Genomic DNA, 16,354 nt, shown 5'->3' with positions numbered 1-16,354 from the left:
ACCTCCGGTCACGGGCCGAATAGTTTAGAACGAATATCGCATGCCGAGCAGTGCCGCGGCCGACAAGGTGTCGTCCAGCGCCTTGTCGTCACGCTTCACACCGTCGACACTGACGGCAGCAGTCGCGGAAAGCCGCTGGGTCAGATTACGGTAATAGGCCGCCGAAGCGCCATAGCCGGTGGAACTGCCCGCCAGATCGAACCCGCTGTCGAACCAATTGGCATAGACATTGGTCGATACGCTGGAATTGTCGCCCAGGCGCCCGTTGAGGTAGGCGGCGAGCCAGATGTTCTCATCCGCCTTGCCATCCACGTCGGCCAGCACCGTATCGTCCGCCGCGATGAACTTGCGATTATCGTAACCCGCGCCGATCCCGGTCTGCCAGCGGCCGAAGCGATGGGCATAAGTGGCCATCACGCCGCGTGCGCGGAACGTGGAAGACCGCACGGCATTGAGCACGCTGCCAAGGCAGGCACCGTTTTCAAGGCTGTCCACGCAGCCGCCGATATCGCCGGAGATCGGGTTGCGGATCGCCTCGAACTCGGTCGGCAGATTGGCCAGCGCATTGTTGAGCTGGCCGCCGAAACCGGACACCGTGTCATAAACGCCCACGTTGAAGCTGGACCGCGAACTGGGCTGGTAGGACAGCGAGCCATAATAGGTCATAGAGCCATAGCGGCGGCCGACATGCGCTTCGAGCGAGGTGCGAGTGCTGGGGCGCCAGAGCACCCCGGCATCCCAGATCAGTCCGTCCGTGTGGTAGGCGATGCGGCGGTCCGAAGCGGGATCGGTGACATAGCGGCCATCCGCACCGATCACCGGCAAATCCAGCTCGTCGCGCAGCGCGTCGCGGGCCGAAATCTCCACATCCTCGTAACCGATGCCGCCGACCAGAGCGAGCGAGTGGCTGACCGGCAGTGTGGCGTCCGCGCGCACATGGCGGTCATCCACCCGCTGATCGAGATTATTGATGTCCTCCCGGTACCAGCCACCGCCCACGCCGATGCCCACCGGCAGCAGAGTATTGGGCCGCGCACCGACGCGCAGCTGGGCGTTCTGCACCACGCTTTCATCGAACACGTCGACCGGGTCGGCCCCCGGCGCCGTCACCAGCGCATCGGGTTCCTCGACCTTGGAATAGCCGATGCGGTAATGCCCCTCGACTTCCAGATCGCCCATATTGGTGTGGAGCGAAGGCCCGGCATAGACCGCGTAGATATTGCTCTTGCCCGCATTGTCCACGATCGGGCTCAGCACCGAGGCACCATTGCCCTCCACGCGAGTGCGTGCTGCAAGCCCGCCCGCCTCCAGTGTGAGCGCCTGTGGCACAATACCGACGCCGACACGGGCAATGCCGCTGATGAGGTCGCCATCTGGGGCGTTGTCGTCCCACCCGATGCGCCGTTCATAACGCAGCGACAGGGCGCCCGCCGTGTTCCGGCCGATCACCTGCGCATCAACCCCGGCGGCGATACGGCTGTAAGTGACGACGTCGTCCCCCGGCGAAAGCTCGGCGGAAACCACCTGAGCCGCCTCGATATAGGGTGCGATGTCGACCTGCTTCGTGGTCTCGCCGGCATCCTTGGCAGAGGCAGCGGCAGGAACCGCGCCAAGCACCAGGGCAAGCGTGAGAGCAGGGATAATGCGGGGCATTCTAGCCTCCATATCCGTAATAGGAGCCGAAGCGGCGGCCGCTCGGGCTGAAATGGGCGTCATTGAGCAGCAGCTTGATGTCGGCGCAGTTCGACAGCAGGTGCAGCGCATCCTCGATGGCGTTCTGACCGGTGGAATCAGCTCGTACGACCAGCAGGGCCTGCCCGGCATGTTTGGCCAGATCGGCCGCGGGCGATGCGGCAAGAGCGGGCGGGGAGTCGAAGATAACCATGCGATTGGGCGCGCCCTGCGTCAGCCGGTCGAGCACCTGCGCCGTGCGCGCCGAGGCGAGATATTCGCTGTCGCGCGTGGTCTGGTTGCCGGCGGGAAGCACCCACAGGCCAGGAATGTCCGTGCCGATCACGCAATCTTCCACCCGGATCGAGGGATCGGCCAGCGCGTCCATCAGCCCCGGTCCGCCCGGCAGGCCGAGCACGGACAGGACCGAAGGCTTGGCGAAATCGGCATCCACCAGCAGCACTTCGCTGTCCTTCTCCGCCGCCATGGCGAGCGCGAGATTGGTGGAACAGAAGGTCTTGCCCTCGCCCGGCAGTGGCGAGCAGACCAGCACGCGCTGCGCCTTGGCACCAGCACCTTTCGCCTGCGCCTCGCGCGCGGACTGGAGGAGTTCGCGCTTCACGATGCGGAATTCCTCCAGCAGGGTCGTGACCGCGCCTTCCGGCTCGATCAGGCCCTGCTCGCGCAGACGGGCCCGGTCGACCGGGTGCCGCGCGGGCGGGAAATGGACCGGCTGGACCGGCGCGGCCCGGACGGTTGCCTCGGGAGCGAAAGTGGGTTCGGACGCTGCGGCAGGCACAGCGGGAGCCGCCGGTGCTGCCACGACTTCAGGTGCAACCGGCGAAGCCACCGGAGCTTCCGGCTGGGATGCAGGCTTTACCGGCGGGCGCTTGATGCGCGAGGGGATCTCCGCAAGGTCCTTCGGCATCGGGGCAGGCTTGAACGCACCGCCCAGATCGAATGCGCCATTGGCCCGCTCGAACAGCGAATTGCCGCCCTGTTCGCCTTCGCCTGAGCCTTCGGGGGGAACCGGGATCTTGCTCTGTTCGGTCATGTCCCTCTCCCTCACGCCACCATGCCGCGCTGGATGAATTCCACCGCCAGCAGCACCACGAACAGCCCGCACAGGCCCCCGGCGCCAGCTGCGAACAGCTTGAGCCGCTTTGCCCTGAGCATCCGGCTCGCCTCGGTGGTGACATGCGAGATCGTGCCGATCACCGGCAGATCGAACGTGTTCTCAAGCTTGCTGGCCGTCGCGTAGGAGGAACGCAGCTGCCCCATCGCCCAGCCCGCGCCCGCCCCGGCGCCGATACCCAGCACCAGCACGCCGAACAGCAGCAGCGGGCGGTTGGGCGCGGAAGGAGTGCGCGGCGTGGTCGGCGGGTCGATGATCTCGAACTTCACGGCGTTGCGCTCGGTCTCCACCTGCCCGCGCAGGCGCAGTTCCTCGCGATCCTTCAGCAGCTTGTCATATTGTTCGCGCAGCACTTCGTAATCGCGGCTGATCCGCTGCGCTTCCGCCGCCACCCCGGGTTCAAGCGACTGGTTGGCCGTGATCTGCATCACTTCCGAATTGAGCGCGGCCTTGCGCGATTGCAGCGCCTGAACATTCGCCATGCGCTCCGCCCGGATCGACTGCAGCGAGGAATAGGCCGGGTTCGGCATGCCGCCGCCATTGCCCTGCCTTGCCGCCTGCTGGCGCAGGGAAGCGATCTGCTTTTCGATCGAGACCACATCCGGGTGGCTGTCGGTCAACCCGCGCGCGCGCATATCGGCCAGATTGGCTTCGGCCTGCATCAGCGCGCCCGCCGCGCCGCCGACCTGACCGGGCACGACGATCGTGCGCGGGGTGCCGGCAAGCTGGCCATCCGTTGCGGCCAGCGCGCTTTGCGCCGCCGCAAGATCGGCCTCCACACTGCGCATTTCCGCGCGGGTCGATTCGAGCCGCTGCGAAATAGCCGCCGCTCCGCCGATCAATTCCGGATGGGTCGCTTCGAAGGCAAGCCGCTCCTGCTCCGCCTTTTCCAGCTGCTTCTGGCGGTCCGCCAGCTGCTGGTCGAGGAAGTCGAGCGTGTCGCGCATTTCCCCGCGCGATCCGCCCAGATTCTGCTCGCGGAAGATGTCGATCAGCTTCTGCACTACGTCCTGCGCCAGTTGCGCATTCTCCCCATCGGAAAGATCGCGACGGCCGCTTTCGGCAGTAATTTCGAACAGGTTCTCTTCGGTGTTCTTGACCGTGATCGTCTCGGCCAGCTTCTCCACTGCGGATTCCATCTGGCGCGGCGTCGTCACCGTTTCGCCAAGGCGGGTGGAACGGATGACCTTCTCGAGGTTCACCGCGCTGGTCAGCGTCTGGGTGACGCGTTCGATATCCTTCTTGCGGCTGCCCGAACCGATCCCGATCTGCTGGGCCAGCACATCGTCCAGCTGGACGAAGATACGCGCCTTGGATTCATAGGCATTGGGGAACATGGCCACGGCCAGCCAACCCACGAGGCACAGGCCCCAGGCGACTGCCAGCGCAAGCCACCGGCGGTTCCAGACCGACCAGAGCGCTGCGCGGATTTCTTCGACGATGGCGTTCATGCCCGATGCGGCCCTGCCTTAGAACATGCTTTCGGGGATGATGATCACATCGCCCGGCATCAGGAGGACATTGGCCTTGCTGTCGCCCTTCTTGAGCAGGTCCGACAGGCGCAGGGCATATTCCTGCTGCTTGCCGGTTTCCTTGTCGAAGCGGACCAGCTTGGCTCGGTTGCCGCTGGCGAATTCCGAAAGGCCGCCCACCGCGATCATCGCGTCCAGCAGGGTCATGTTGGCGCGATAGGGGATGGAGGCGGGCTTCTCGGTCGCGCCCACGATGCGCACCTGCTGGCTGAAGGTGCCGGCGAACTGGTTCACGATCACCGAAACCAGCGGATCGGTGATATATTGCGACAGCTGCAGGCGAATATCCTCGGCCAGCATCGAAGGCGTCTTGCCCACCGCGGGCATGTCCGAAACCAGCGGCGTAGTGATGCGCCCATCGGGGCGGACCTGCACCTTCGCGCCGAGTTCCGGATTGCGCCAGACATGGATGGTCAATTCGTCGAGCGGGCCGATCACATATTCCTCGCCCGGCCCTTCCTGCATCGCCACGAACTGGGCGGGAGGCAGCCGGGGGCCGCTGCTGGCACAACCGGCCAGCGAGAGACTGGCCAGGGCCAGCCCCAGGAACATGCGGGCAATCACACTCATACGCATCGATACGTCCCCACGGAAAACCGGGTGCTTCGTTCGGTCATGCGCGCAGGAGAGGTTCTTTTCCCCCATGCTCACGAGCCCTGAATCCAACCCGCGTCTTCCCCGAAAAGGGTGAACATCTCGTTAGCCAAAGGCGCAAATGCCCGGCTTTGGGAGGGTTTTCGGGCCACTGTCCCGAATGGGGACTGGCACGGGAGAAAGGTTAAACGAGGATTTCGCGTGCCGGGCCCTGCCCCAGGAACATCGCCGGGCTGGCACTGGCGCCATAGGCCCCGGCGCAGAACACCGCGACCAGATCGCCCACATCCGCGCGCGGCAGCGCCGCCTGATCGGCCAGACGATCGAGCGGAGTGCACAGGCACCCCACGACATTCGCCTCTTCCGTAGCGTCAATTCCGAAGCGATTGGCAATGGCCAGCGGGTAATTGCGCCGCACGACCGTGCCAAAATTTCCCGAAGCCGCCAGCTGGTGATGCAACCCGCCATCGGTGATCAGATAGGTCTGGCCGTGACTTTCCTTGCGATCCACGATTCGCGTGAGATAGACGCCCGCCTCGCCCACCAGATAGCGCCCAAGCTCGATACAGAAGTGCGTATTCTCAAGCAGTTCCGGCAAAGAGTTGAAACGGGCTTTCAAGGCGGCACCGATGGCTGCGATGTCCAGCGGCGCGTCGCCGTTGAAATAGGGAATGCCGAAACCGCCGCCCATGTTGAGCTTGGGTAGCGGAGCGCCGATTTCCCCGGCGAGCGTCGCGGCAAGCTCCAGCACATTGGCCTGCGTTTCGATCAATGCCTCGGCATCGAGCGCCTGGCTTCCGGCGAAGATATGCAGCCCGCGCCAATCCGCCCCGGCCGCCAGCAATTCGCGTGCAAGTGCCGGAACACGCTCGGCATCGAGGCCGAAGGGCTTGGCGCCCCCGCCCATCTTCATGCCCGATCCGCGTAGTTCGAATTCGGGATTCACCCGGATGGCGAGGCGCGGCACCATGCTCAAACGCTCCGCAATCGCCAGCGCGCGGCGAGCTTCGTTTTCGGATTCGAGATTGAGCGTCACGCCAGCGCGGATGGCGGCTTCCAACTCATCGTTACGCTTGCCCGGCCCGGCAAAACTCACCTTTTCCGGCGCGATACCGGCCGCGAGGGCCATGGCCAGTTCGCCGCCGGAAGCAATGTCGAACCCATCCACAAGGCCCGCCATCTCGGCCAGCAACGGGGCGAAAGGATTGGCCTTCACAGCATAATGGATCGCCAGCCTCTCAGGCATGGCCGCACGCAGATCGGTCACGCGCCGGGCGATCAGGTCCCGCGAATAGACGAACAGGGGCGTTCCGCCTGCCTGCGCGACCAGCGCACTGGCCGTCTTGCCGCCGATGGCCAATTCGCCATCCAGCGCTTCGAAACCGGCAGGAATGGGGCCGAGCGGCTTCATGCGGCAAGCTCCTGCTGCAAGGCAGTGCGGTCGATCTTGCCATTGGGATTGAGCGGCATGGCCTCCCGCCAGTGATACATTCGCGGCTGCATGAAATTGGGCAGTTCCTGTGCCAGCAGGCGCGGCAAGCGTTCCTGCGCGTCAAGTGCGTCCGCCTTCGGCCGGACGACCAGATGCACTGCCTGCCCCAGCCTTTCATCCGGCACACCCAGCGCGACCGCTTCGGCCACCAGGCCTGTGGCAAGTGCGGCGTCCTCGATTTCCTGCGGGGAAATGCGATTGCCCGCGCTCTTGATCATCGCGTCTCGCCGCCCGGCGAAATAGAGCAGCCCATCCGCATCGCGCACCACCCGGTCACCTGACCAGACAGCCATGCCGCCATAGGCAGAACCGGCAGGCGCAGGCCTGAAGCGTTCGGCGGTGCGCTGCGCATCCTGCCAATAGCCTTGCGCAACAAGCGGCCCGCAATGGACCAGTTCGCCTTCCTCGCCCGGCGTAGTCACGTCGCCGTGCTCGCCAATCACCAGCACTTCGGCAAAGGGGATCGCCTTGCCCATGGAGGTGGGATGCGTATCGACCAGCGAAGGATCGAGATAGGTCGAGCGGAAGGCTTCGGTCAGGCCATACATCGGGAACAGGTGCGCCTGCGGAAAGATCGCGCGAAGGCGCTGCACCAGTTCCACCGTCAGTGCCCCGCCACTGTTGGTAAGACGCCGCAAGGGAGCGGAGGCGTCCTGAGGCCAGTCCAGCTCAACGAGTTGCACCCACAAGGGCGGCACGGCGGCCAGAGTGGTGACGCCGTGTTTCGCGCAGGCCTTCACCACGTCGCGCGCGGTGAGATAATCGATCGGCACTACTCTCGCCCCGGCGCGCCAGGCGGAAAGCAGCTGGTTCTGGCCATAGTCGAAGGACAGGGGCAGCACGCCCAGCACAACGTCATCCGCCTCGAGCCCGAGATAATTCGCCACGCTGACCGCGCCGAGCCAGAGATTGGCATGGCTGAGCATCACCCCCTTGGGCCGCCCCGTGGAGCCACTGGTGTAAAGGATCGCCGCCAGTTCCTCCGGATCGGCAGCAGACGGCCCGAGCGAGCCGCCCAAAGCCTCCGCTTCCGACCAGACCTGCGCTTCCTCCATCGGGACACAGCCTTCCGGAACGTCACTCTCGCCAAGGCTGGAAAGCCGGGCCGCGTTGCCCATCAGCAAGCGCGCGCCGCTATCGGCCAGTATATGGGCGACCTGCGCGTGCTTGAGCAGCGGGTTGACCGGAACATGCACCAGCCCCGCCCTCGCCGCCGCCAGCGGCAGCAGGCAGGTCAATTCGCCCTTGGCTGCCCAGCTGGCCACGCGGGCGCCCTTTTCCGGCACGCGGTCCGCCAACCACGCGGCGAGCAAAGAGATACGCTCCCTTAAGGCCTTGTAGGTAAGGCCGCCCTGCCGGAGAACCAGCGCCATCGCCTCATCCTCGCCAAACAGGGCGAGATGATCCAGCGGCCTGGCAATCGGATCGGGGGCAACAGGCATTACGGCTCCGGCTGGGGTCTACACAGGGGAAGCATTCGAGTGGTCGCGGTCAGCTATCACGACAGGGTTAACGTCTTGCAAGCGCTCGATCTTGCGAGCGCGGCTCCATTCGACCGTGCGGAATGGTTTACGCTGCTGGAAGAACAGGGCGAACTCGCGCCTTTCGTGGTGCTGGCCAGCGAGGGAAGCCACGCGGCCGCTTTGCCGCTGATGCGCCGCGACGGCGCGCTGGTGCCGCTGGCGAACTGGTACAGTTTCCTGTGGCGGCCGCTCGCCACGCCGGGCGCGAATCAGCCCGCGCTGCTTGAGGCCATCGCCCGCGACCTGCCCGCCCACGCACACCGCCTGGTACTGTCGCCGCTGCCTGACGAGGACCGCAGCGCCACCATGCTCGCCGCCGCATTCCGTGCCGCCGGCTGGGTGGTCGTGCGCGATGTTTGCGACACCAATCACATCCTGCGCCTGTCCGGGCGAAGCTATCAGGACTATCTCTCTTCCCGCCCCGGCCCGCTGCGCACCACGCTGAAACGCAAGGCGAAGAAGCTGGAGGTGGAAATCCACTCCGCCTTCGATCCCACCGCCTGGGGCGCCTATCAGGAAATCTACGCCGCCAGCTGGAAACCCGCCGAGGGCAAGCCCGCCATGCTGCGCCGCTTTGCCGAACAGGAAGGGGCCGCGGGCCGCCTGCGACTGGGCATCGCACGCAGCGAAGGCAAGCCGCTGGCCGCCCAGTTCTGGACCGTGGAAGCAGGCACCGCCTTCATCCACAAGCTGGCCCATGTGGAAGAAGCCGTGCCGCTTTCCGCCGGAACCGTGCTGACGGCCGCGTTGTTCGAGCGGGTGATCGACACCGATCAGGTAGAGATCGTCGATTTCGGCACGGGGGACGATCCCTACAAGAGCATGTGGATGGAAGAGACGCGCAAGCGCTATCGCCTCGAATGCCTGCGTCCCGGCAGCCCGGCGAGCTGGCCGCGCCTTGTCCGTGCGGGGTTGCGCAAGCTCCTCCACAAGAACTAAGGCAAGGCATTAACAGGCATTTACCAGACCGACGAAAGACCCGATGAGCAGCACTTCCGACATGACCGGCCAGACCGACGCGATCCTGCGCGAAATCCTGTGCGACGTGCTGGGGCTGGACCGTTCGCGCGTGGACGGTTTCTCCGGCGACACGGGGCTGTTCGGCCATCTGCCGGAACTCGATTCCATGGCCGTTGCCGGGCTGCTGACCGAGATCGAGGACCGGCTGGACATCGTGATCGACGATGAGGAAGTCGATGGCGACATGCTGGAAACCTACGGCGCCTTGCTGGCCTTCGCCGAGGCCAAGCGCGGAAACGGCTGACACCGCCGCCATGATCGCCGCGCGATGATCGCAAGCTGGCCCAGCCCCGCAGGCGGCGAGGAATATGCCGTCGCCTTCGACAAGGGCCGCGCCCGGCGCCTGCTGATCCTGCCGCCCCTGTTCGACGAGGCGAACAAGACCCGCCATACTCTGATCGAGGCCATGCGCCGGCTGGACGGGGCCGGGATCGACAGTTTCCTGCCCGATCTGCCGGGTTGGAATGAAAGCCTCGCTCCGCTGGAAGATCAGAACCTGGCAAGCTGGCGCAAGGCGGCCCTTGCCGCTGCCAGCCATTTCGCCGCTTCTCATCTTCTCACCGTTCGGGCCTCTGCCATCCTTGCCCCGCCCGCCCTTTCCGGCTGGCGTTATGCCCCCACCGGCGGTGCCAATGCCCTGCGCGCCATGCTGCGCGCCCGCACTATCGCCGCGCGCGAGGCGGGCGTGAACGAGACGGCGGAGACCTTGCTCGAAACTGGGCGCGAACAGGGTCTGGAACTGGCCGGTTACCGCCTCGGCGCGGCCATGATCCGCGATCTGGAAGGCGCCCGCCTGCCCGATAGCGGGCGCCTTGCCGACATCGACCAGTCGACCATTGGCGGGCCCGCGCCATGGCTACGGGCCGAGCCGGGCTTCAGCCCTGCCCAGGCCGATACGCTGGCTGCGTTCCTCACCATGGGCATGAACCTGTGACCCGGCGGCACCTGACCTTCACCTGCGAAGGCGCGCAGCTTGCGGGGACGCTGGATGATGCAGACGGCACCATCGGGCTGCTGATCGTTTCTGGTGGCAACGAGACCCGCGCGGGCGCCTTTTCGGGGCAGGCCCAGCTCGCCGCCCGGATCGCCGCAGCCGGCCATCCTGTATTCCGGTTCGATCGACGCGGCGTGGGCGACAGCGAAGGCGAAAATGGCGGCTTCCGCACCAGCGCGCCGGATAGTGCCGCCGCCCTTGCCGTCTTCCGGCAGGCCGCCCCGCAAGTCACCCGCATCGTTGGCTTCGGCAATTGCGACGCCGCCAGCGCCCTGATGCTCGCCCGCGGTGCGGGGCTCCATGCCATGGTGCTCGCCAATCCCTGGACCATCGAGAGCGAGGACGCCTCCCCGCCGCCTCAGGCGATCCGTGCGCGCTATTCGCAAAAGCTGCGCAATCCCGGAGAGATCGCCCGGCTGCTGACCGGCAAGGTCTCGCTGGGGAAACTCTTGAGGGGCATCGGGCAGGCTATGCGCCCTGCGCCTGCCCCGACCACGCTGGCGCAGGATATCGCCGCCGGTCTGAAGGCGTTCAAGGGGCCATCCACGATCCTGCTGGCAGAGCGTGATCGGACCGCGCAGGCCTTCGCCGCAAATTGGGACGCGGGCGATCCGCGCATCCACCGGTGCCCCGGCGCATCCCACGCTTTCGCGGAAGCAGAGGCAAGGGACTGGCTGGCCGCGCGCCTGCTCGAAGCGCTCGGCCAAGAATGAAATCTCCTGTTAGGGCGCCCTCGTCCGGCATTTCGCGCTTGCGACGGGGCGGCATCCTGTGATTCTGTCTGAAACGGGGCAAACATCATCAAAACGAGTCGCTCCCCATGTCTTTTGCGGAGTGAACTCGAATGCGCACCAGATTGCTGATCGGCCTTACTGTCACCACCAGCCTCACCGCTCCCGCTGCGGCCGAGACATGGCATGAGGTGGCGACCAGCGACGCTCTGATCGCCTATGCCGATGTCGACAGCATCAAGAGCAGCGGCGCCAATCTTTCGATGACGGTGTTCCAGGGCTTCGATCTGGGCGTGGGCGAAAAGGGCGACGTCTATTACACCAAGTCGCAGATCGAGCTCGATTGCACCGGGCGGCAGGTGCGCGAATTGCGGATGGACGTGTTCGGCATCGATCGCGCGATGCTGGCGCCCATGCCGTTGAACACAAGCTGGCAGCCCATCACGGACGGCACGCTGGCCGCCACTTACAGTTCAGTCGCCTGCAACGGGGAACGCGGCAGTTCGACCTATACCGATCCCTTCCTCGCCGCCGACGACTACTGGGAATATATGTATTATTACGGCCCCTGAGGCCCGATCAGCCCTTCACGAACAGGCTGGCCAGTTCGACATGGGTCGACCAGCGGAACTGGCCCACCGGGCGCAGATGCGTCAGGCGATAGCCGCCATCCACCAGCGTGGCGGCATCGCGCGCCCAGCTTGAGGGATTGCAGCTGATATAGACGACGCGCGGCACAATGCTGTCCGCGATCAGCTTCACCTGCTCGCGCGCACCCGCACGCGGCGGATCGAGCACGATCCCGCCGAAGCGGTTCAACTCGTCCAGTTGCAGCGGGTTGCGGAACAGGTCGCGATGCAAGGCATGGACCGGGCGGCCCGAAGATCCGGCAGCGGCCTTGCAGGCCAGATGAGCATCGCGCGAAGCCTCTGCCGCCAGCACCTTGGCCGGGCCGGCAAGGGCAAAGGCAAAGGTGCCGAGGCCGGCGAACAGGTCGGCCACCGTCTTCACCCCGTCCAGCCATTCGCGCGCGCAGGACACCAGAACCTCCTCGCCATCGGCAGTCGCCTGCAGGAAGGAGCCTGGAGGCAGCGGCACGGAAACGCCGCCAAGCGAGACAGTGACCGGGGCTGGCTCCCACCGTGTTTCCGGGCCGAAGCCTTCATCCACGGTCAGCCGGGCAAAACCGCTATCGCGCGCGAAATCGAGCAGGGCCTCGGCATCGGCGAGCCCGTCGAAGCTCAGGCCCTTGAGCCCGCAGGCCACGCCCTGCTCTGCCAGGGCCAGGTCGATATCGACTGCATACTTGCCTTTGCGCCGCGCCAGAAGGCCGCGCAGTTTGCCGACCGCCTCGAACAGTTCGGGGGCCAGCACCGGGCATTCGGAAATCCCGACAATCCGGTGCGAGCCGTTTTCATGAAAGCCGATCAGCGGCCCGCCCCCGCCATTCACGGCATGGAGCGTTGCCCGGCGGCGGCTGCGCGGCGGGGAAAGATGGACGGGGAGCACCTGCTCCGCCACCAGCCCACGGCCCTGCGAGTGCGCGGCATTGACCACCCGGTCGGCAACAAAGCCGCCCAAAGTCTCGTCATCGCAATGCTGCAACTGGCAACCGCCACAGGTGCCGAAATGGCGGCAGGGCGGATCGACATGGTGCGGCCCATGTTCCAGCGTGCCATCGATATGCAGCAGATCGCCGGGCGCAGCGAAAGGCGAGTGGCGGCCGCTGTCGGTAATGCCGTCACCCTTGGCGGCGATGCGGATGATTTCTTCGGTTTCGGTCACAGGCAGGCCGCGTAGGCGGCTGCAATATGCGTGACAAGTGCCGATGGCGTAAGAACCGGCCCGGCAAGGCGCGCAGCCTCGCCATGCAGCCACACAGCCTCGCAGGCGGCAGCGAAGGGATCGGCTCCGGTGGCAAGACGGCTGGCGACAAGCCCTGCCAGCACATCGCCCGTGCCCGCGACGGAGAGCCAGCTGGGCGCAGGCCGGGCGAGCGCCATGCGGCCATCGGGCGCGGCGATCAGGCTGTCCGCCCCCTTGGCGATCACTACCATGCCCGTACGCCGGGCAAGTTCCTGCGCCACGGCGCGCTTGCCCTGTGCGGCAATGCCGAAACTCACGGCGAGCCGGGTAAGTTCGCCCTCATGCGGCGTGGCGATCAGCGGCGCGCGCCGCCCGGCCAGCATGGCAGGAGTGAGCGCGACCAGCGCATCGGCATCGAGCACGGTTGGCACTTCGCGCGCCAGCACCTCGCCCAGCACCCGCTGCGCGTCCTCGCCGCGACCCAGCCCCGGCCCCGCCAGAGCGGCGGAAAGGCGCGGATCGGCAAGTGCCTGCGGATCGACCACCAGATCGGGCGGCGTGCCCATCGGCGCCTGCGCGGCGGCGAGCCGGACATAGCCCGCCCCGCCCTGCATCGCCGCCTCGCTCGCCAGCAGGCTCGCACCGGGCATTGCACCGGGGACTATCGCCAGCAGGCCGCGCGTATATTTGTGGGCATCGGCGGCAGGTGGATGAAGGCGCGGCTTGGCGAGCAGTCTCGCGGCGCCGGGTACTTCGGCCACGCCGATGGAAACCAGCCTGCGCTCGCCCATCAGGGCTGCGGCGGGCATCGTCCAATGGGCATATTTCCACGCCCCAAGCGAGACAGTCAGCCGGTAATCGGGCAGACCTTCATTGAGCGGGTGCCCGCTGTCGCTCTCCACGCCGCTCGGCAGGTCGATGGCGACGCGCAGGGGATGGCTGTCCGCCAGCCCGCGCAGCATGTCGAACAATTCCTGCCCCAGCGGCCTCACCAGCCCGCTGCCGAACAGGCAATCGACCAGAACGGTGCCCCGCACGCCATCGGCGGAGGCAAGCACCTCGCCGCGATAGTGCCCACGGGCATTGCGGGCAGCATCGGTGGCCGGAGCGAGCGGGGCGACGACCGTCACCGGCAGGCCACGTGCGCGCAGAGTCTCGGCGATCACATAGCCGTCGCCGCCATTGTTCCCGGGGCCGCACAGCACAGTGACTGGCCGGGGCCAGCCAAGCCGCCAGACCCATTCTGCCGCACCGCGCCCGGCAATCTGCATCAGCGCGTCCACGCTGGTGCCCGCTGCGATCAGCGCCTCTTCCGCCTCGCGCATCTGCGCAACGGTCAATATCTGGTCACTGGGCCTGGGCATCAGGCTTCACCGTTGCGGGAAAACGATAACGGTCATCGGCCACGCGCACATCCAGCCGCCCGTCGACCAGAGCGGCCTCGCCCTGCTCGGCCCCGTCGGCAGGCTCCAGCCCGCGCCCGTCGGTCAGCACGGTGAAACGGCGGAAGCCGCCATCGGGATGGCGCACGATCAGGATGCGGGAACCGTCGTCCGCCGTGCCCTTCTCCACCTCGCATTCGCGCAGGAACCATTGCGCGCCGCCGATTGCGCATTCGATCAGCTCGTTCCCGCTGGCAGAGCGAGTGGGCTCTTCCTTGGCTTCCTCGGCCTTGGCGGGAGACTTCTCCGCCGCTTCGGGGGAGCACCCCGCCAGCAGGATCGTCATTGCGAGGAGCGTGCCCTTCGACAAGCTCAGGGCGAACGGATGTTGGATAGAATATCCCAATTCCGCCCTTGCTGAGCCTGTCGAAGCACGCATGCGAGTTACCCCCGCTTGAGCTGCGAAACGTCCCGCACCGCACCGCGTGCGGCGCTGGTGGTCATCGCGGCATAGGCCTGCAGCGCAGCGGAAACGCGGCGTTCGCGCGGCTTTTCCGGATGCCATGCAGCAGCGCCCTTGGCTTCCATCCGCGCGCGGCGATGGGCGAGTTCCTCGTCCGTCACGGCCAGATGGATCGTGCGGTTGGGGATGTCGATCTCGATCGTATCGCCCATTTCCACCAGCCCGATGGCCCCGCCCTCTGCCGCTTCGGGCGAGGCATGACCGATGGACAGGCCCGAGGTGCCGCCCGAGAAGCGGCCATCGGTGATGAGAGCGCAGGCCTTGCCCAGCCCCTTCGACTTCAGATAGCTGGTCGGATAGAGCATTTCCTGCATGCCCGGCCCGCCCTTGGGCCCTTCATAGCGGATCACTACCACATCGCCCGCCTCGACCTGGCCGGTAAGGATCGCGGTCACGGCGGCGTCCTGGCTTTCATAGACCTTGGCCGGGCCGGAGAATTTCAGGATGGAATCGTCCACGCCCGCCGTCTTCACGATGCAGCCTTCCAGCGCGATATTGCCGTAAAGCACCGCGAGGCCGCCATCCTTGGAGAAGGCATGCTCGGCGGAACGGATCACGCCATTCTCACGGTCCGAATCCAACTCGTCCCAGCGGCGGTTCTGGCTGAAGGCAGTCTGGGTCGGCACGCCGCCCGGTGCAGCCTTGTAGAATTCCTGCACCATCGGATTGTTGGTGAGACGAATGTCCCAATCGGCCAGCGCATCGCCCAGCGTCGGGCTGTGCACGGTGGGCAGCGCGGTGTGCAGCAGCCCGGCGCGGTCAAGCTCGCCAAGGATCGCCATGATCCCGCCCGCGCGATGGACGTCTTCCATATGGACGTCGCTCTTGGCCGGGGCGACCTTGGACAGGCACGGCACCTTGCGGCTCAGCCGGTCGATATCGGCCATGGTGAAATCCACGCCCGCTTCCTGCGCGGCAGCCAGAAGGTGCAGCACGGTGTTGGTGGAACCGCCCATGGCGATGTCCAGGCTCATCGCGTTTTCGAAGGCTTCGAAGCTGGCAATGACGCGCGGCAGGACGCTTTCATCCTCCTCCTCGTAATAGCGCTTGGCCAGCGTCACCACGAGGCGACCGGCGCGTTCGAACAGCTGCTTGCGATCCGCATGAGTGGCCAGCTGCGAACCGTTGCCCGGCAGCGAAAGACCCAGCGCCTCGGTCAGGCAGTTCATCGAATTGGCAGTGAACATGCCCGAGCAGGAACCGCAGGTGGGGCATGCCGAACGCTCGATGGCGGCCACTTCCTCGTCCGAGTAGGACTCATCGGCGGCGGCAACCATCGCATCGATCAAATCGAGCGCGACTTCCTTGCCCTTCACCACGACCTTGCCCGCTTCCATCGGCCCGCCGGAAACGAAGACGCACGGAATGTTGAGGCGCATGGCAGCCATCAGCATGCCCGGCGTGATCTTGTCGCAATTGGAAATGCACACCATCGCATCGGCGCAATGGGCATTGACCATATATTCCACGCTGTCGGCGATCAGGTCGCGGCTGGGCAGCGAATAGAGCATGCCGTCATGGCCCATGGCGATCCCGTCATCCACGGCGATAGTATTGAATTCCTTGGCGATACCGCCCGCCGCGTGGATTTCCCCGGCGACCAGCTGGCCAAGGTCCTTCAGGTGCACGTGGCCCGGCACGAACTGGGTGAAGCTGTTCACCACGGCAATGATCGGCTTGCCGAAATCGCTGTCCTTCATGCCGGTGGCACGCCACAGCCCCCTCGCGCCCGCCATGTTGCGGCCATGGGTGGAAGTGCGGGAACGATAGGCAGGCATGACAAAGGCTCCGGTATCAGGTTTGCAGGCGCTCTACTTCAGGTAGTGGGCCAGCCGAAGAAGAAAATGGACAAAGTGGAGACAGCGCCCTTCTTCCTGTCACCCCGGACATGTTCCGGGGTCCAGCTGGATTTCTTACATAGAGGCGCAGTGGTGGGAAGAAGGCAGAAGCT

General features: G+C 65.9%; 15 protein-coding genes. 5 read left to right on the top strand and 10 right to left on the bottom strand.

Features of this window, described 5'->3' with window-relative positions; all coding sequences use genetic code 11:
• Nucleotides 1-24: 24 nt before the first annotated feature.
• From WFP36_RS00735 to WFP36_RS00710, 6 genes are all read right to left on the bottom strand, one after another.
• The gene (locus tag WFP36_RS00735; RefSeq protein ID WP_336977025.1) at nt 25-1,653 is read right to left on the bottom strand and encodes a preprotein translocase subunit YajC; all 1,629 of its coding nucleotides are present in this window, start codon (nt 1,651-1,653) and stop codon (nt 25-27) included.
• 1 nt (nt 1,654) lies between these two features.
• Nucleotides 1,655-2,725, bottom strand: a complete 1,071-nt coding sequence (locus WFP36_RS00730) for a P-loop NTPase family protein (RefSeq protein ID WP_336977023.1) — start codon at nt 2,723-2,725, stop codon at nt 1,655-1,657.
• A gap of 11 nt (nt 2,726-2,736) precedes the next feature.
• Nucleotides 2,737-4,257, bottom strand: coding sequence for an XrtA system polysaccharide chain length determinant (locus tag WFP36_RS00725; RefSeq protein ID WP_336977021.1), 1,521 nt, complete (start codon nt 4,255-4,257; stop codon nt 2,737-2,739).
• An 18-nt stretch (nt 4,258-4,275) separates the two neighbouring features.
• Nucleotides 4,276-4,914, bottom strand: a complete 639-nt coding sequence (locus WFP36_RS00720) for an XrtA/PEP-CTERM system exopolysaccharide export protein (protein WP_336977019.1) — start codon at nt 4,912-4,914, stop codon at nt 4,276-4,278.
• A gap of 202 nt (nt 4,915-5,116) precedes the next feature.
• On the bottom strand, nt 5,117-6,343 hold the full coding sequence (locus WFP36_RS00715) for a pyridoxal-dependent decarboxylase, exosortase A system-associated (RefSeq protein WP_336977018.1): 1,227 nt from the start codon (nt 6,341-6,343) through the stop codon (nt 5,117-5,119).
• Nucleotides 6,340-7,866, bottom strand: coding sequence for an acyl-CoA ligase (AMP-forming), exosortase A system-associated (locus tag WFP36_RS00710; RefSeq protein WP_336977016.1), 1,527 nt, complete (start codon nt 7,864-7,866; stop codon nt 6,340-6,342). Before WFP36_RS00710 ends, WFP36_RS00715 begins: the two co-directional genes overlap by 4 nt.
• A 39-nt stretch (nt 7,867-7,905) precedes the next feature.
• On the opposite strand from WFP36_RS00710, the gene WFP36_RS00705 reads away from it, so the two are divergent.
• The 5 genes from WFP36_RS00705 (at nt 7,906) to WFP36_RS00685 (ending at nt 11,264) form a co-directional block, all read left to right on the top strand.
• Nucleotides 7,906-8,886: a GNAT family N-acetyltransferase gene (locus WFP36_RS00705; protein WP_336977014.1), complete on the top strand. Its 981-nt coding sequence runs from the start codon at nt 7,906-7,908 to the stop codon at nt 8,884-8,886.
• A gap of 61 nt (nt 8,887-8,947) precedes the next feature.
• A complete protein-coding gene (locus tag WFP36_RS00700; RefSeq protein ID WP_336978659.1) occupies nt 8,948-9,211 on the top strand; it encodes an acyl carrier protein in 264 nt (87 codons plus the stop codon).
• Nucleotides 9,212-9,235: 24 nt separating this feature from the next.
• Entirely contained in the window at nt 9,236-9,901 is a 666-nt protein-coding gene (locus WFP36_RS00695; RefSeq protein WP_336977013.1) for a hypothetical protein, read from the top strand.
• Nucleotides 9,898-10,674, top strand: coding sequence for a hydrolase 1, exosortase A system-associated (locus tag WFP36_RS00690; protein ID WP_336977012.1), 777 nt, complete (start codon nt 9,898-9,900; stop codon nt 10,672-10,674). The genes WFP36_RS00695 and WFP36_RS00690 overlap by 4 nt, the downstream gene beginning before the upstream one ends.
• 131 nt (nt 10,675-10,805) lie before the next feature.
• Entirely contained in the window at nt 10,806-11,264 is a 459-nt protein-coding gene (locus WFP36_RS00685; protein WP_336977011.1) for a surface-adhesin E family protein, read from the top strand.
• Nucleotides 11,265-11,271: 7 nt separating this feature from the next.
• Here the strand turns inward: WFP36_RS00685 and WFP36_RS00680 are convergent, their stop codons facing one another.
• From WFP36_RS00680 to ilvD, 4 genes are all read right to left on the bottom strand, one after another.
• Entirely contained in the window at nt 11,272-12,477 is a 1,206-nt protein-coding gene (locus WFP36_RS00680) for a class I SAM-dependent RNA methyltransferase (protein ID WP_336977009.1), read from the bottom strand.
• Nucleotides 12,474-13,862 carry an NAD(P)H-hydrate dehydratase gene (locus tag WFP36_RS00675; protein WP_336977008.1) on the bottom strand — a complete coding sequence of 463 codons (1,389 nt, stop codon included), beginning with the start codon at nt 13,860-13,862 and terminating at the stop codon, nt 12,474-12,476. The genes WFP36_RS00680 and WFP36_RS00675 overlap by 4 nt, the downstream gene beginning before the upstream one ends.
• A complete protein-coding gene (locus WFP36_RS00670; RefSeq protein WP_336977006.1) occupies nt 13,846-14,226 on the bottom strand; it encodes a hypothetical protein in 381 nt (126 codons plus the stop codon). The genes WFP36_RS00675 and WFP36_RS00670 overlap by 17 nt, the downstream gene beginning before the upstream one ends.
• A 98-nt stretch (nt 14,227-14,324) precedes the next feature.
• Nucleotides 14,325-16,181: a dihydroxy-acid dehydratase gene (gene ilvD / locus WFP36_RS00665; protein WP_336977004.1), complete on the bottom strand. Its 1,857-nt coding sequence runs from the start codon at nt 16,179-16,181 to the stop codon at nt 14,325-14,327.
• Nucleotides 16,182-16,354: the final 173 nt, after the last annotated feature.

Origin of the sequence: Fulverythrobacter fulvus (assembly GCF_037154085.1) — a bacterium.
Classification (GTDB): Bacteria; Pseudomonadota; Alphaproteobacteria; order Sphingomonadales; family Sphingomonadaceae; genus Andeanibacterium; species Andeanibacterium fulvum.
Note: the sequence above shows the minus strand (reverse complement) of the source record. Positions and strands in the feature narration are given on the sequence as shown.

Bases quoted from the DNA above. Each gene is read 5' to 3' on its own strand.
- WFP36_RS00735 (WP_336977025.1), bottom strand. From the start codon at position 1,653: ATGCCCCGCATTATCCCTGCTCTCACGCTTGCCCTGGTGCTTGGCGCG.
- WFP36_RS00730 (WP_336977023.1), bottom strand. From the start codon at position 2,725: ATGACCGAACAGAGCAAGATCCCGGTTCCCCCCGAAGGCTCAGGCGAA.
- WFP36_RS00725 (WP_336977021.1), bottom strand. From the start codon at position 4,257: ATGAACGCCATCGTCGAAGAAATCCGCGCAGCGCTCTGGTCGGTCTGG.
- WFP36_RS00720 (WP_336977019.1), bottom strand. From the start codon at position 4,914: ATGCGTATGAGTGTGATTGCCCGCATGTTCCTGGGGCTGGCCCTGGCC.
- WFP36_RS00715 (WP_336977018.1), bottom strand. From the start codon at position 6,343: ATGAAGCCGCTCGGCCCCATTCCTGCCGGTTTCGAAGCGCTGGATGGC.
- WFP36_RS00710 (WP_336977016.1), bottom strand. From the start codon at position 7,866: ATGCCTGTTGCCCCCGATCCGATTGCCAGGCCGCTGGATCATCTCGCC.
- WFP36_RS00700 (WP_336978659.1), top strand. From the start codon at position 8,948: ATGACCGGCCAGACCGACGCGATCCTGCGCGAAATCCTGTGCGACGTG.
- WFP36_RS00695 (WP_336977013.1), top strand. From the start codon at position 9,236: ATGATCGCAAGCTGGCCCAGCCCCGCAGGCGGCGAGGAATATGCCGTC.
- WFP36_RS00685 (WP_336977011.1), top strand. From the start codon at position 10,806: ATGCGCACCAGATTGCTGATCGGCCTTACTGTCACCACCAGCCTCACC.
- WFP36_RS00675 (WP_336977008.1), bottom strand. From the start codon at position 13,862: ATGCCCAGGCCCAGTGACCAGATATTGACCGTTGCGCAGATGCGCGAG.
- WFP36_RS00670 (WP_336977006.1), bottom strand. From the start codon at position 14,226: ATGACGATCCTGCTGGCGGGGTGCTCCCCCGAAGCGGCGGAGAAGTCT.
- ilvD (WP_336977004.1), bottom strand. From the start codon at position 16,181: ATGCCTGCCTATCGTTCCCGCACTTCCACCCATGGCCGCAACATGGCG.